Raw genomic sequence first — 13,675 nt, forward strand, 5'->3', positions numbered from 1 at the left:
GTTTCCGGCGGCGCGAGCCCCATGTGAGCCCAAGTGCCTTACGTATCACCTGCCTTGGGATCTTCGACGGTCGTGCGGGAAGCTGGCCCCGCCACCCGGTCCAGTGAGAGAGGTGTCATCATCAGTCGTGCCCATAACGAGGCCGGCCGGCTCCGGTGGTCGCACGGTTCCGTGGCGGACTGTTTTCAAGGACGGAACAACAGTCTCGGGTTCATCCGGCTCTGCCTGGCCTCCGCCGTCGTCGTCAGCCACGCGAGCGTCCTCGGCTTCGGGGAGAAGGAGTTCGGCCACGGCTTCAGCCACGGCCAGACGGACCTGGGAAAGCTCTCCGTCTACGGGTTCTTCGTCCTGTCCGGCATCCTCGTCACCCGCAGCGGCAAACGGCTCCCGCTGGGCCGCTTCCTCTGGCACCGCGCCCTGCGTCTGCTGCCCGGTCTGTGGGTCTGCCTCGCCGTTACGGCCTTCGTCGTCGCCCCCTTCCTGTACTGGGCGCAACAGGGGGACCTGGGCGGTTTCTGGGGCCACTCCAGGGGCCCCTTCGACTACATGAGCGCGAACTGGGCGGTCGCCCCGCTCCAGAACGACGTCTCCGGCGTCATGGCGCACTCCCGGGGAGACGGCTTCGGCCACAGCCCCAGCATCGACGCCGCTCTCTGGTCCCTGCGCTACGAGGTGTTCTGCTACTTCGGTGTCGCCCTGCTCGCCGTGACCGGGGCCCTCACCCGGGCCCGCAGGGTCGTGCTCCTCGTGGCCGTCGTGCTCGGCTGCTACGCGATCGCTCCCGCCCTGGACTCCCGCTGGTGGTCCGGCTTCTCGGACTCCTCGTACGCGGTGAGCTTCGAGATCTTCCCGGTCATGGGCAAGTTCGACCCGGACATCCTGATCTACCTCGCCTTCGCGTTCGCCGTCGGCGCCGTCATCGAGTCCTACCGCGAGCGCATCCCCGTCAGCGACCCGCTCGCCGCCCTCGCGCTGCTGACGTTCCTCGGCGGCATCTTCTTCGGATACTTCTTCGTCGTCGGCATCCCCGCCTTCGCCTACCTGCTGCTCTGGCTCGCGATCCGGCTCCCCGGGCCGTTCCGCCGCGTCGGAGCCCGCAACGACCTCTCGTACGGCGTCTACATCTACGGGTTCGTCGTCCAGCAGGCACTGACCTCCCTCGATTTCGCCCGCTGGGGGTTCTGGCCCTACCTCGCCATGTCGCTGTCCGGCTCGCTGGCGGCCGCGGCGCTCTCCTGGCACCTGGTCGAGAAGCCCGCGATGCGGCTGAAGGACCTGGGCCGTGCGCGCACCGCCCGTACCGCCCCGCAGTCCGCCCAGCCCGCTCCCCCCGGCAGGACGGAGGCCGCCGGGGCCGCGGCCGGGGCGGACGCCGGCCGGGACAGGACGCTCGCGGAGAGCGGCAGCCTCACCGCCTGAGCGCCGGCGCTCCCGGAGGCCCTTCCGGCGCCCGCACGCGTGCCGGAGGGGCCGCAGGGCGCCTCCACCGCTCCGCGTCCACGAAACGGAACAGCGGTGCGGCCGGCGTACGGACTGGCATACATTCGCCCCTGTGACATCGGTAGCGGAGACAGTGGCAAGACAACAGGTGACCGAGGCCCGCAGGATCGTCGTCAAGGTGGGCTCCTCCTCGCTCACCACCGCGGTGGGCGGACTCGACGCCGACCGGGTCGACGCCCTCGTGGACGTCCTCGCCAAGGTCCGCAGCGGCGGCGAGCGGGAGATCGTCCTCGTCTCCAGCGGCGCCATCGCCGCCGGGCTCGCCCCGCTGGGCCTGCACCGCAGACCGAAGGACCTCGCCCGCCAGCAGGCGGCGGCCAGCGTCGGCCAGGGGCTGCTGGTGGCCCGCTACACGGCCTCCTTCGCCCGCTACGGCGTACGCGTCGGCCAGGTCCTGCTGACGACCGACGACACCAGCCGCCGCGCCCACTACCGCAACGCCTACCGCACCCTCGACCAGCTCCTGGAGATGGGCGCCCTGCCCGTCGTCAACGAGAACGACACCGTCGCCACGGACGAGATCCGCTTCGGCGACAACGACCGCCTGGCCGCCCTCGTCGCCCACCTCGTCCACGCCGACCTGCTGGTCCTCCTCTCCGACGTGGACGGGGTCTACGACGGCGACCCCAGCACGCCGGGCACCTCGCGGATCGCCGAGGTCACCGGCCCGCAGGACCTGGCCGGCGTCACGATCGGCAGCGCGGGCAAGGCCGGCGTCGGCACCGGCGGCATGGTCACCAAGGTGGAGGCGGCCCGGATCGCCACCGCCGCCGGTATCCCCGTCGTCCTCACCTCCGCCTGGCACGCCGCCGACGCCCTCGCCGGACGGGACACCGGGACCTGGTTCCACCCCACCGGCCGCCGCTCCGCCGACCGCCTCCTCTGGCTGGCCCACGCCTCCGCCCCGCAGGGCGCGCTCCTCCTCGACGAAGGGGCCGTACGGGCCGTCGTCGAACGCCGCACCTCCCTGCTGCCCGCGGGCATCTCGGGCGTGGACGGCGACTTCACCGCCGGAGACCCGGTCGAGCTCCGCGACCCCGCGGGACGGGCGGTCGCACGCGGCCTCGTCAACTTCGACGCCAGGGAGATCCCCCAGCTGCTCGGCCGCTCCACGCACGACCTGGCCCGCGAGCTCGGACCCGCCTACGAACGCGAGGTCGTACACAGGGACGACCTCGTCGTTCTCATGCCCCCCTCGACGCCCCGGATCGGCTGAAACCACGCGCTCCCGACGGAGACCTTCACCAAAACCGCCCCACGCCCGCCCTCGGGCTGGTCAACTTTGTAGCGGGGATACGCAGGAGAACAGCACAGCAACACATCCACAGGAGGCCGCCGGTGAGACGAGCGCGCCCGGGGGCGCCGCCCCGAGGGACGGGCACCCGCGCACTGACCAGCGTGGGAGCGGGAACCGGCTTCGACCGGAGCCCGCCCGCCGACCGCACGTCCGACCGGGCCGAGGACCGCACCACCGGCCATGACCCGGTGGCCGCCAAGGGGGAGGCCACGCAGTCGCGGCTGTGGCACATCACGCTCTGCGTGGCCGGGGCCGAGACACCGCTGGGGGAGATCAGACGAGGCCTGGAGCAACTCGCCCACGACCACCCCTTCCTGCTGACCAGCCGGTACGCGAACGACCACGCGGAGGTCCGGTACTGGGAAGAGGCCCGGGACCTGCACGACGCGGCGGCCGTCGCCCTGAGACTCTGGGGCGAGCACCGCTCCACCGCCCAGCTGCCGCCGTGGGAGATCGTCGGCCTCGAAGTCATCGACCGCGAGACCTACCACCAGCGCGTCGCCGAGGGATACGGCCCGCCGCCCGCCGCACCCGTGGGCGTGCACCCCTACTGACCCCGGCAGCGGGAGCGCGCGTCCGTTCGCTCCCGCCACCGGGCGGTCCCCGGGCGTCTCGCACCACGGAACCCGCTGCCGCCTCCCGGGCGGTCCCCGGGCGTCTCGCATCACGAAATACGGGCCGGACGACCACAGCCCGCGCACTACCCTGCGAGCATGACCACGCTCACCCCGTACGACAACATGTCCCCGGTCGCGCAGGCCGCCTACCGGGCGCGCGCTGCCGCCGCCGACATCGCGCCGCTCCCGCGAGCCGCCAAGGACGACGCCCTGCTCGCCGTGGCCGACGCGCTGGAGGTGCGCGCGGGAGAAATCATCGAGGCCAACGCCGAGGACGTCGACCGCGCCCGGGCCGCAGGCACCGCCGATTCGGTCGTCGACCGGCTCACGTTGACGTCCGAGCGCATCCGCGCCATCGCCGCCGACGTGCGCCAGGTCGCCTCCCTGCCCGACCCGGTCGGCGAGGTCGTGCGCGGCTCCACCCTCCCCAACGGCATCGACCTGCGCCAGGTCCGGGTGCCGCTCGGCGTGGTCGGCATCATCTACGAGGCCCGCCCCAACGTCACCGTCGACGCCGCCGTCCTCTGCCTCAAGTCCGGAAACGCCGTACTGCTGCGTGGCTCTTCGTCCGCGTACGCCTCCAACACCGCCCTCGTGCGCGTGCTGCGCGACGCGGTCGGCGGCGCCGGGCTCCCGGCCGACGCCGTGCAGCTGGTCCCGGGCGAGACCCACGACTCGGTCCGCGAACTCATGCGGGCCCGGGGCCTCGTGGACGTCCTCATCCCGCGCGGTGGCGCGGGGCTGATCCGCCGGGTCGTGGAGGAGTCCACCGTCCCCGTCATCGAGACCGGCACCGGCAACTGCCACGTGTACGTGGACGCGCACACCGACCTGGCCATGGCCGTCGACATCCTGGTCAACTCCAAGGCGCAGCGCCCGAGCGTCTGCAACTCCGCCGAGACGCTCCTCGTCCACCGAGACGTGGCCGACCAGTTCCTCCCCCTGGCGCTGGACGCGCTGGCCGAGGCCGGAGTCACCGTGCACGGCGACGAGCGCGTCCTGACGTACGCCGAGGGGTCCAAGGCGACCGTCGTGCCGGCCACCCCGGAGGACTGGGAGACGGAGTACCTCTCCTACGACATCGCCGCCGCCGTGGTGGACTCGCTGGACGCCGCCGTGGCGCACATCCGACTCTGGTCCTCCGGCCACACCGAGGCGATCGTCACCACCTCCCAGGCCGCCGCGCGCCGGTTCACCCAGCTGGTCGATGCGACGACGGTCGCCGTCAACGCCTCGACCCGCTTCACCGACGGCGGCCAGTTCGGATTCGGCGCGGAGATCGGCATCTCCACGCAGAAGCTGCACGCCCGTGGCCCGATGGGGCTTCCGGAGCTGACCAGCACGAAGTACATCGTCACCGGCGACGGTCACACCCGGTAGCCGAGCCGAGCCGAGGCCGAACCGGTCCGGACGGGCAGCACGGTCACACCCGGTCGCCCGGTCGGGGAGACTTCTCCGTCTCCCTGACCGGACCACCCCTCCACGGCTACGCTGAATCCGTGGACGACGCGGGGGGCAGGCCGTTCCCGGACGGCTCGGAGCCCGACGACGACCGCGGGGGCGCGGACGAGGACTTCGCCACCGTGGTCTTCGACGAGGACTTCGTGCGGGCCGCGAGGATCCACGAGCCCACCGCGGTGGAGCGGCTGGTCGCCGCCGCCGAGGCACGCGCGGAGGCCGAGGCCACCCGGTCGCGTGCGGCGGGCGCCCGCGACGGCGACGCGTACGACCACTACGGACCCGGATACACGGGCGGGCGCGGCGGTGCACCCGACCCCGACGACCTCGACTACGACCCCGAGCACGGCATCGGCCAAGGCCCCTACGGCCCCCACGGCGGCTCGCTGCGCCCCTACCGGGGCTCCGCACGCTGGCACAGGCCCGTCGCGTGGCTCCTGGCGCTGGTGATGGGGATCGGGATGGTCGCGCTCGCCTTCAGCGCCGTCTACCGCGCCGCCTCGGCCGAGAGCCAGGACCACGTCCCGCCCGCCACCAGCGGCGTGGACACCACCGCGGACCCGGCCGGCCCGGCGGGCCGGCTGCCGTCCGCGCCGGCGGGCCGGCACGCCCCGGCCGCCGCCGTCCCGCACACGCCCTGAGCGGGCTCCCGGCCGTGGTTCCCCCGCCCGGAACGCGCGCCGGTTCACCCGTCCGGCCGTGTCGCCCCGTAGCGCCCAGTCGTGCGAACTGTGCGGTTGGCCCCGGCCACCGCGTTTACGCGAGGGGCATTCGACCTACTCTCACTGTGTGACCCCTCTTCCGGAGGGGGCTTCTCGCTGCCCTCGGCCGCCTGGCCGGGCAGACCGTTGCGCACCGACCTCGGCCGGTGGTGTGGAGATCGGGAGAAGTCATGGCAGGCCGCGGAGATCCACCGGAAGAGCAGCCCGAGAGCCCCGCCGACGGCGAGGACGAATACCGCGCGCTCGTCTTCGACGAGTCCTTCGTCCGGGCTGCCCGACTCCAGGAGTTCTCCGCCCAGGAACGCATGGGCGAACACGCCCGCGCCGTCCGCTCCCTGCCCCGGCGCTCCTCGCGCAGGAGCCCCGGCCTCGCCACCACGATGGTGGTGCTCGTCGCGCTCGCCTTCGCCACCGCCGTGTACATCGGCTTCCGCCAGCCGCTGCCCGCCCCCGTGCCCGGCCGCGCGGAACCGCTCCAGGCCACCGTCGTACCGCTCGCCCCGCGCGGAGCCGTACCGGGAGGGACTCCCGGCTCGCTCATCGAGCGCGGCCCCGCCGCGCACTTCCGCGTCGGCGCGGCCGGGATCAACCTCCCGGCGGTCCGGCGCACCGACAACTTCTCCGTCAGCCAGGTCATGGCCGCCCTGGCCACCGCCAAGGACTTCCTGGTGGAGTCCTCGCTCAACCCCGACGTCCTCGACGGGCAGGAGACCGGGACGGTCAGGGCTCTGCTCGACCCGGACCAGGCCGCCGAGTTCGACCTGAGCATGGAAAGCCCGGCCGGGGACGGCAGGCATCCGGCAGCCGGCTGGCTGGTGCGCTTCGACCCGGCGCACGCCGAACTCGCCGACCCCGCCATCCGGGTCTTCGGGACCCTCGCCTACTCCGAGGCGGACGCGAGCCGGCTGGAGGTGGTCGCTGACCACACCTTCACCTACGCCGTGCGCCCGGCCGTCAACGGCCCCCGGCAGCCGGACGGCGCCTCCCTGTTCACCGTGCACCGGCTGCTGCATTTCCGCTTCGACCGGGACGACCTGAGGCTGCACCGGCTGGAACTGCGCACCGCGTACGTACAGGCGGGACCCGAGTCCTGTTCCTCGGGGACCGCCCCGGCGCTCCGCCCGCTGCTCGCCGGGGAGCGCGCCGACCCCGCCGGACCCGGGGGCACCGATCCGTACGCGACCGGGACCCCCGCGGGAGGGCTCTGCGGAACGCTGGAGATCAGCCCCCCGCTCGGCCAGGCCCCGCCGGCCCTCAGGGCCCCGGTGCACCAGAGGCCGGGGCTCACGTAGCGCCGGGTTCTACTCCGTACCGGCGGCCGGGTCCGGTGCGCCGCCGCGAGCGCCGCCGGTGAACCTGTTCCGGAGCTTGCCGCCCAGGTCCCCGGCGCCGCCCGCGACGTCGCCGACGAGCTTCATCAGCGGGTCCTTGCTGGTGCGGACCGTGTCGGCGTAGTGCGCGGCGGACTCACGGAAGGAATCCGTCACCGAGGTGTCCTTGTCCTCCTCGCGGCGCGGGTAGTGGCCGTCCATGATGCGCTGGTAGTCCCGGGTCTCCGCCCAGCTCTTCAGCTCGGCCGCCCGCACGGTGGTGAAGGGGTGCGAACGGGGGAGCACATTGAGGATCTTCAGCACGGAGTCCCGGAGATCGCCCGCCTTCTCGTACTCCTCGGCCTGGGCGAGGAACGCGTCGACGTTCATCTCGTGGAGGTGATTGCCACCGGCGATCTTCATCAGGCCGCGCATGGAGGCCCGGAGATCCTGCCCCACCAGCAGCCCGGCCCGGTCGGCCGACAGCTCCGACTTGCGGAACCACTCGCGCAGCGCCGTCACGATGGCGAGCACCGCCACATTGCCCAGCGGTATCCAGGCCACCTTCACCGCGAGGCCCGTCAGGAAAAGCAGGACCGTGCGGTAGACGGAGTGGCCGGAGAGGGCGTGCCCCACCTCGTGGCCCACGACGGCCCGCATCTCCTCCTCGTCCAGCAGCTCCACCAGACCGGTGGTGACCACGATGATCGGCTCGTCGAGTCCGATGCACATCGCGTTGGGCTGGGGATTCTGCGTGACGTACATCGCCGGAACCTTCTCCAGGTCCAGGATGTAGCAGGCGTCACGCAGCATCGTGTGCAGATGGGTGAACTGCTCCTCGCCCACCCGCACCGAGTCGGAGAGGTAGAGAAGCCGCAGGCTCCGCTCGGGCAGCAGGCCGCTGAGCGCCTTGAAAACAGTGTCGAACCCGGACAGTTTGCGCAGCGCCACCAGCGCCGAGCGGTCCGTCGGGTGCTCGTACGCCCGGGAGGAGATTCCCGGGAAACGCCTGCGTCGCCTGCTGGGTTCGTTCGTACGGGTGTCGCCGGTCATCCGATCCCCCTGGTCGCTGCGGGACGCCGCCCGTCCCCCTGACACCGGTCAGCCTAGGTGCTGGCGCTACGGTGTGCGGGGGGCTGTGGACAACCAAGAGGAGCACCCGGAATGCCGCACACCGTCGCACTGCTTGCCGCCGCCGCGGACGACCAGGGACCGGGCAACACGGTGCGCATCGTGTTGCTCGTCTCGCTCGTCGGAGCGGCCCTGATGGCCTGGCTGCTGCTGCGTGGCTACCGCAACAACGACTCCAACGACTGAGTCGCCGTGAGCGTGCCCGACGGACCCGCATACGATGTGCCCGACGTCTTCCTTCCGACTCCCGATCGATAGGTCCTGCCGAAGATGAGCCTCACGAGCACCGCCCACCAGCTGGTCCTTCTCGCCTCCGAAGGCGGAGAGGGCGGCAACCACGAAAGCCTCAACCCGTACGTGACCGGCGGCGGTGCCTTCATCGCCCTGCTGCTCCTGCTCTTCGTCACCACCCGTTTCAACCGCGACCGCTGAGCGGTGACGCCGTGCCAGTAGGGTCTGCACGCATGGGAGAGCAGGAAGTGCCTACCGGCCGCGGCAAGCGCCGAATCGGCGTCATGGGCGGGACGTTCGACCCGATCCATCACGGACACCTGGTGGCGGCCAGTGAAGTGGCCGCCCAGTTCCACCTGGACGAGGTCGTGTTCGTGCCGACCGGGCAGCCGTGGCAGAAGAGCCACAAGGAAGTCTCGCCGGCCGAGGACCGCTACCTGATGACGGTCATCGCCACGGCGTCGAACCCGCAGTTCTCGGTGAGCCGCAGCGACATCGACCGCGGGGGACCGACGTACACGATCGACACCCTGCGGGACCTGCGGGAGACCCACGGGGACGCGGACCTCTTCTTCATCACCGGCGCCGACGCGTTGTCCCAGATCCTCACCTGGCGAAACGCCGAGGAACTCTTCTCGCTCTCCCATTTCATCGGTGTGACCCGGCCGGGCCACGTGCTCACCGACGCGGGGCTGCCCGCCGGCGGTGTCTCCCTGGTGGAGGTCCCCGCCCTGGCCATCTCGTCGACGGACTGCCGGTGGAGGGTCGCGCAGGGCGATCCGGTCTGGTATCTGGTGCCCGACGGTGTGGTCCGTTACATCGACAAACGCCAGCTGTACCGAGGCGAATGAGCCACGGAGAGGGGCACCGGTGGTGAACGACCGACAGAACCCGTACGACCCGTACGGACAGCAGCCGCAGATCATCGGCTACGACGCGTACGGGCAGCCGGTGTACCAGCAGCAGCCCGAACAGCAAGGCTACGACCCGTACACCTCCCCGCAGGACCCGTACGCCTACGGGCAGCCGACGCAGGGTCAGCAGCAGGGCCGGCAGGTGGACCACGGCTACGACCCGTACGCCCAGCAGCAGCCGCAGCAGCTCTACGACCCGTACACCGGCGAGCCGATGCAGCCGCAGCAGCCGCACCAGGGCGAGCAGGGGTACGGCTACGGCGGAGGCTACGGTTACGACACCGGGCAGCAGCCCGTGGTGGTCGACGCGACGGCCCAGCAGTGGAACGTCCCGCAGCAGAACACGACGGCACCCCAGGCCGCATCCCAGGCCGCTGCCCCGGCGCGCGCGCCCCAGCCGGAGCCGGGGGCCCGGAGCGGGGCCCAGGGGGCCGGAGTCCAGGATCCCGGAGCCCAGGATCCCGGGGTTCCGGAGCAGCGCCGCTCCTCCCAGGACTACCGCACCGGCCAGTTCTCGTTCATCGAGGAGCCGGACGAGGACTCCGAGGACGTCATCGACTGGCTGGCGTTCACCGAGAGCCGCAGCGAACGGCGTGAGGAGGCCCGGCGCAAGGGCCGCAACCGGCTGATCGGGCTGATCGTGGTGGTGGCGCTCGTCGTCGTGGCCGGGGTGGGCTACCTCTGGTCGGCCGGCAAGCTTCCCGGCTCCTCCAACGAGGACGGCAAGGCCGCCACCGCCGGCGGCCCGCAGCAGCGCGACGTCATCGTCGTGCATCTGCACAACACCAAGGGCGGCGGCACGTCCACGGCGCTGCTGGTGGACAACGTCACCACCAAGAAGGGCGCCACCGTCCTGCTGCCCAACTCCCTGGCGGTCGCCAACGACGACGGCACCACCACCACGCTCGGCAAGTCGGTGGAGGAGGACGGCAGCACCGGAACCCGCGAGGCGATCGACACCCTTCTCGGTACGAAGATCAGCGGCACCTGGCGCCTGGACACCCCGTACCTGGAGAACCTCGTCGAGCTGGTCGGCAACATCGAGGTCGACACCGACACCGACGTCCCCGACACCAAGAAGGGCGCCGCACCCCTGGTCCACAAGGGCGAGGCGCAGACCCTGAGCGGCACGATGGCCGTGGCGTACGCCACGTACCGGGCCGAGGGAGAGCCGGAGGCGAAGCAGCTGACGCGGTTCGGGCAGGTGCTGCGCGGGGTGTTGCGCAAGATGTCCGAGGACCCCAAGGCGGCGACGGTCACCGTGCAGACGCTGGCCCAGATCCTCGATCCGTCGCTGCCCGAGGCCGACCTCGGCGCCTCGCTCGCGAAGCTCGCCGGCCACGCCAAGGTGGGGGACTACTCCACCCAGGTCCTGCCGGTGCAGGACGACGGCACCCTGAGCGACGCGGCGACCAGGAGCGTGGTGAAGGACGTCCTGGGCGGGGCGGTACAGGCCCCGGACAAGGACGCCGCGGTCCGGGTCGGAGTGAAGAACGCCTACGGGGACACCGACGCCCTCGACGCGGCCCGGGTGGTGCTGGTGAACGGCGGCTACTCCTTCGTCGACGCCGGGAAGACGGACACCCGGTCCACCTCGCAGGTCGTCTACGGCACGGCCGACGACAAGGCCAAGGCGGTGGAGGTGGCCAAGACGCTCGGCCTCCCCGAGACCGTCGTGGCCAAGGGGGAGGCCGCCGCGAACGCGGACGTCTCCGTGGTGCTCGGCCAGGACTACGTGTTCCAGAAGCCCTGACCCCGCTCTCGGGGCCTTCGGTCCCGAGCCCGTCGACCGGCCCGCAGGGGCCCCCGCGCCGAGGTGGCGCGGGGGCCCCTGCGGCGCACCGGGGGAATTCCCAGTCGGCGCTGTCGGCGGTCCGTGAGACCCTAAGGAAGAGTCCCGCGATTTCTGGCGGGCACGCGACGACGGCGACGGAACCCCGCCGCTCCGTCCGCGTGCCGAACCGCCAGGGACGACGGAACAGCTTCCAGGGACTGCCCCGACCGCCGACGAAAGCCTGCATGTGACCGCCACGGACCGCTCCATCGAGCTCATCACCGCCGCCGCCCAGGCAGCGGCCGACCGGCTCGCGCACGACATCATCGCCTACGACGTCAGTGACGTCCTGTCGATCACCGACGCCTTCCTGCTGGCCTCGGCCCCCAACGACCGCCAGGTCAAGTCGATCGTCGACGAGATCGAGGAGCGGCTCCTGAAGGAGCTCGGCGCCAAGCCGGTGCGCCGCGAGGGCGACCGCGACGCCCGCTGGATCCTGCTCGACTACGTCGACATCGTCATCCACGTCCAGCACAGCGAGGAGCGTGTCTTCTACGCGCTGGAGCGGCTGTGGAAGGACTGCCCGGAGATCGCGCTTCCCGAGGACGCGCTGAAGACCCGGGGCAAGGCCGAGGAGCACGCCCGGCTCAACGGCACCACGGAAGGTGACGCGAGCTGAACGGCAGCGGCAGCGGCCGGGGCCGCCGAGTAGTCCTCTGGCGGCACGGTCAGACGGCGTGGAACCTGGAGCGGCGCTTCCAGGGCACCACCGACATCGAGTTGACCGACACCGGAGTCGGGCAGGCCCGCCGGGCGGCCCGCCTCCTGGCGTCCCTGAAGCCCGACGCCGTCGTCGCCTCCGATCTGCGGCGCGCGGCGGCCACGGCCGCCGAGCTGTCCGCCGTGACGGGCCTCACGGTCACCCACGACGCCGGGCTGCGCGAGACCTACGCCGGCGAGTGGCAGGGACTCACGCACGAGGAGATCATCGGCCGGTACGGCGAGCAGTACGCCGCGTGGAAGCGCGGCGAGCCCGTACGCCGCGGTGGCGGCGAGCTGGAGACCGAGGTGGCCGACCGCGCCGCTCCGGTCGTCCTGGACCACGCCGACCGGCTGCCGGACGGCGGCACGCTCGTCGTGGCCAGCCACGGCGGCACCATTCGTACGACGATCGGCCGGTTGCTCGGACTGGAGGCCCACCACTGGGAGGGCCTCGGCGGACTCAGCAACTGCTGCTGGTCGGTGCTGGGCGAGGGCGCGCGCGGCTGGCGCCTGCTGGAGCACAACGCCGGAACCCTGCCCGAACCGGTGCTCGGCGACGACACCTGAGGAGCCGCCCGACCACCCGGAGGCACCTCCGGGAGGGCGGCACCGGCCGGATTTCACTTTCCGGCTGGTCACAGGCTAGAGTTCTTCTTGTTCGCAGCGCGGAAAACACCGAAACGGTGAGGACGCGGAGAAGGACAGCGAACAGCGGGGCTATAGCTCAGTTGGTAGAGCGCCTGCATGGCATGCAGGAGGTCAGGAGTTCAATTCTCCTTAGCTCCACAAATGAAGATCCCGTCCCCTTGGGGGCGGGATCTTCTGCGTATGCCGGTTCTGCGTCTGCTCCGTATGCCGACCCGATGCTTTTGCCGCCCGGTGCTTCCTATGGGCCCGGGGGCTGACGGGCCGTTCCGGCGGTGTGCCGAGCTGCCGTCCCGCACCTGTCCCGCTGCCGTTCCTCCCGTACCGGTCACCGCTCCTCCCGCCCCCGCCCGTCGGCGGCGGTCGCCTGCTTCTTCGTCCGTCGTGGGGCCGGGCGCTCGGGCTGACGTATCGTCAGTAGTCCCCCGGGCCAGGCTCGACGGGCTTCCCCTCTTGCGGGGTCATGGCAGAATCGGAGCGCCGGAGGGGGCGACGGACCGATCGGGAGGGAGTACGATGCCTGCGAGCCGCGTGCGGGTCCCCGGTCAGCCTTGTGTGTCCGGTGCCCCAGCTCCGCCTGCCCGTCCCGTAGTTACCGTGATTCCCGAACACAGGTCCGGTCCCGGCGGCCCGTCCCGCAGCTTCTCCCAGGTGGTCCAGACACCGGAGGGCGGCGGGATCAGGCGCGCGCGCACGGCCAGCGGCCACAGCTGGAGCTGACTGCATGGGTGCGCACAGGCGGAAATGCGACTGGTGTGGCAGCGGTACGCCCATCGTCAGGGACATGGATCCGATCAACGCGGACTACCAGTACTGGTGCGAAGAGTGCGCACGGGCGCTGATCATAAAAGGCGACCCCATCGAGACGTACCGCGAGCTCGAAGGGGAGCCCATCTACGGGCGGCTCCTGGAGGAGCACTGCACGCTCAAGAGGTTCTACTCCTTCGCCACGGCCTGACGGCGGGCGTCGGCGGCAGGGTCCGTGGGGGTGTGGCGGGACCAGCGGGTCGGAGTAAAACGGGCATAGCGGACCGGGCTGGAATGGATTTGGGGAGTACCGGGGAGGCCGTGTAATGTTCTCGATGTCGCCAAGGGAAACCGGAGCGGCAAGCGGGACAAGGGGCTATAGCTCAGTTGGTAGAGCGCCTGCATGGCATGCAGGAGGTCAGGAGTTCAATTCTCCTTAGCTCCACAGTGAAGAAGGCGGGTCATCCGAATCGGATGGCCCGCCTTTTCGTCGTCGGTCGTTTCCCGCGGTCCCTCGTGGGCTTCGCCCGGCCCGATCGGGCTCCGTCGCCGGGCTTCCTCCCCTCC

Annotated in this window: 14 protein-coding genes and 2 tRNA genes; 15 read left to right on the forward strand and 1 reads right to left on the reverse strand. The window is 71.5% G+C overall.

What is annotated here, in order from left to right:
* The first annotated feature begins 171 nt into the window (after positions 1-171).
* From ACFZAX_RS19990 to ACFZAX_RS20015, 6 genes are all read left to right on the forward strand, one after another.
* On the forward strand, positions 172-1,419 hold the full coding sequence (locus tag ACFZAX_RS19990) for an acyltransferase family protein (RefSeq protein WP_390963124.1): 1,248 nt from the start codon (positions 172-174) through the stop codon (positions 1,417-1,419).
* Between the two features lie 169 nt (positions 1,420-1,588).
* Complete coding sequence (proB, locus tag ACFZAX_RS19995) at positions 1,589-2,716, forward strand: glutamate 5-kinase (protein ID WP_390963313.1); 1,128 nt, start codon at positions 1,589-1,591, stop codon at positions 2,714-2,716.
* 122 nt (positions 2,717-2,838) lie between these two features.
* A complete protein-coding gene (locus tag ACFZAX_RS20000; RefSeq protein ID WP_390963126.1) occupies positions 2,839-3,351 on the forward strand; it encodes a hypothetical protein in 513 nt (170 codons plus the stop codon).
* A 159-nt stretch (positions 3,352-3,510) separates the two neighbouring features.
* Positions 3,511-4,794, forward strand: a complete 1,284-nt coding sequence (locus ACFZAX_RS20005; RefSeq protein ID WP_390963127.1) for a glutamate-5-semialdehyde dehydrogenase — start codon at positions 3,511-3,513, stop codon at positions 4,792-4,794.
* Positions 4,795-4,913: 119 nt separating this feature from the next.
* Positions 4,914-5,513, forward strand: coding sequence for a hypothetical protein (locus ACFZAX_RS20010; RefSeq protein WP_390963128.1), 600 nt, complete (start codon positions 4,914-4,916; stop codon positions 5,511-5,513).
* A 251-nt stretch (positions 5,514-5,764) separates the two neighbouring features.
* Complete coding sequence (locus tag ACFZAX_RS20015; RefSeq protein ID WP_390963129.1) at positions 5,765-6,886, forward strand: hypothetical protein; 1,122 nt, start codon at positions 5,765-5,767, stop codon at positions 6,884-6,886.
* A gap of 9 nt (positions 6,887-6,895) precedes the next feature.
* Here ACFZAX_RS20015 and ACFZAX_RS20020 read toward each other — a convergent pair whose 3' ends face one another.
* Positions 6,896-7,957 (reverse strand): M48 family metalloprotease, encoded by a 1,062-nt coding sequence (locus tag ACFZAX_RS20020; protein ID WP_390963131.1) that lies wholly within the window; start codon positions 7,955-7,957, stop codon positions 6,896-6,898.
* Between the two features lie 111 nt (positions 7,958-8,068).
* Between ACFZAX_RS20020 and ACFZAX_RS20025 the strand changes: the two genes are divergently transcribed.
* From ACFZAX_RS20025 to ACFZAX_RS20065, 9 genes are all read left to right on the forward strand, one after another.
* Positions 8,069-8,221 carry a hypothetical protein gene (locus tag ACFZAX_RS20025; RefSeq protein WP_327175789.1) on the forward strand — a complete coding sequence of 51 codons (153 nt, stop codon included), beginning with the start codon at positions 8,069-8,071 and terminating at the stop codon, positions 8,219-8,221.
* A gap of 84 nt (positions 8,222-8,305) precedes the next feature.
* Complete coding sequence (locus tag ACFZAX_RS20030) at positions 8,306-8,467, forward strand: hypothetical protein (RefSeq protein WP_327175788.1); 162 nt, start codon at positions 8,306-8,308, stop codon at positions 8,465-8,467.
* A 32-nt stretch (positions 8,468-8,499) separates the two neighbouring features.
* Positions 8,500-9,117 (forward strand): nicotinate-nucleotide adenylyltransferase, encoded by a 618-nt coding sequence (nadD, locus tag ACFZAX_RS20035; protein ID WP_327175787.1) that lies wholly within the window; start codon positions 8,500-8,502, stop codon positions 9,115-9,117.
* Positions 9,118-9,139: 22 nt separating this feature from the next.
* Entirely contained in the window at positions 9,140-10,933 is a 1,794-nt protein-coding gene (locus ACFZAX_RS20040; RefSeq protein WP_390963314.1) for a LytR C-terminal domain-containing protein, read from the forward strand.
* A 268-nt stretch (positions 10,934-11,201) separates the two neighbouring features.
* The gene (rsfS, locus tag ACFZAX_RS20045; RefSeq protein ID WP_327175786.1) at positions 11,202-11,633 is read left to right on the forward strand and encodes a ribosome silencing factor; all 432 of its coding nucleotides are present in this window, start codon (positions 11,202-11,204) and stop codon (positions 11,631-11,633) included.
* Positions 11,630-12,283 carry a histidine phosphatase family protein gene (locus ACFZAX_RS20050; protein ID WP_390963315.1) on the forward strand — a complete coding sequence of 218 codons (654 nt, stop codon included), beginning with the start codon at positions 11,630-11,632 and terminating at the stop codon, positions 12,281-12,283. The genes rsfS and ACFZAX_RS20050 overlap by 4 nt, the downstream gene beginning before the upstream one ends.
* Before the next feature lie 146 nt (positions 12,284-12,429).
* Positions 12,430-12,502: transfer RNA gene (locus ACFZAX_RS20055), tRNA-Ala, on the forward strand.
* 583 nt (positions 12,503-13,085) lie between these two features.
* Positions 13,086-13,319, forward strand: coding sequence for a hypothetical protein (locus ACFZAX_RS20060; RefSeq protein ID WP_275494237.1), 234 nt, complete (start codon positions 13,086-13,088; stop codon positions 13,317-13,319).
* A gap of 161 nt (positions 13,320-13,480) precedes the next feature.
* Positions 13,481-13,553, forward strand: a tRNA-Ala gene (locus tag ACFZAX_RS20065).
* Positions 13,554-13,675 lie beyond the last annotated feature (122 nt).

Source organism: Streptomyces sp. NPDC008125 (assembly GCF_042957125.1).
Classification (GTDB): Bacteria; Actinomycetota; Actinomycetes; order Streptomycetales; family Streptomycetaceae; genus Streptomyces.

Bases quoted from the DNA above. Each gene is read 5' to 3' on its own strand.
- ACFZAX_RS20005 (WP_390963127.1), top strand. From the start codon at position 3,511: ATGACCACGCTCACCCCGTACGACAACATGTCCCCGGTCGCGCAGGCC.
- ACFZAX_RS20015 (WP_390963129.1), top strand. From the start codon at position 5,765: ATGGCAGGCCGCGGAGATCCACCGGAAGAGCAGCCCGAGAGCCCCGCC.
- ACFZAX_RS20020 (WP_390963131.1), bottom strand. From the start codon at position 7,957: ATGACCGGCGACACCCGTACGAACGAACCCAGCAGGCGACGCAGGCGT.
- ACFZAX_RS20025 (WP_327175789.1), top strand. From the start codon at position 8,069: ATGCCGCACACCGTCGCACTGCTTGCCGCCGCCGCGGACGACCAGGGA.
- ACFZAX_RS20030 (WP_327175788.1), top strand. From the start codon at position 8,306: ATGAGCCTCACGAGCACCGCCCACCAGCTGGTCCTTCTCGCCTCCGAA.
- nadD (WP_327175787.1), top strand. From the start codon at position 8,500: ATGGGAGAGCAGGAAGTGCCTACCGGCCGCGGCAAGCGCCGAATCGGC.
- ACFZAX_RS20060 (WP_275494237.1), top strand. From the start codon at position 13,086: ATGGGTGCGCACAGGCGGAAATGCGACTGGTGTGGCAGCGGTACGCCC.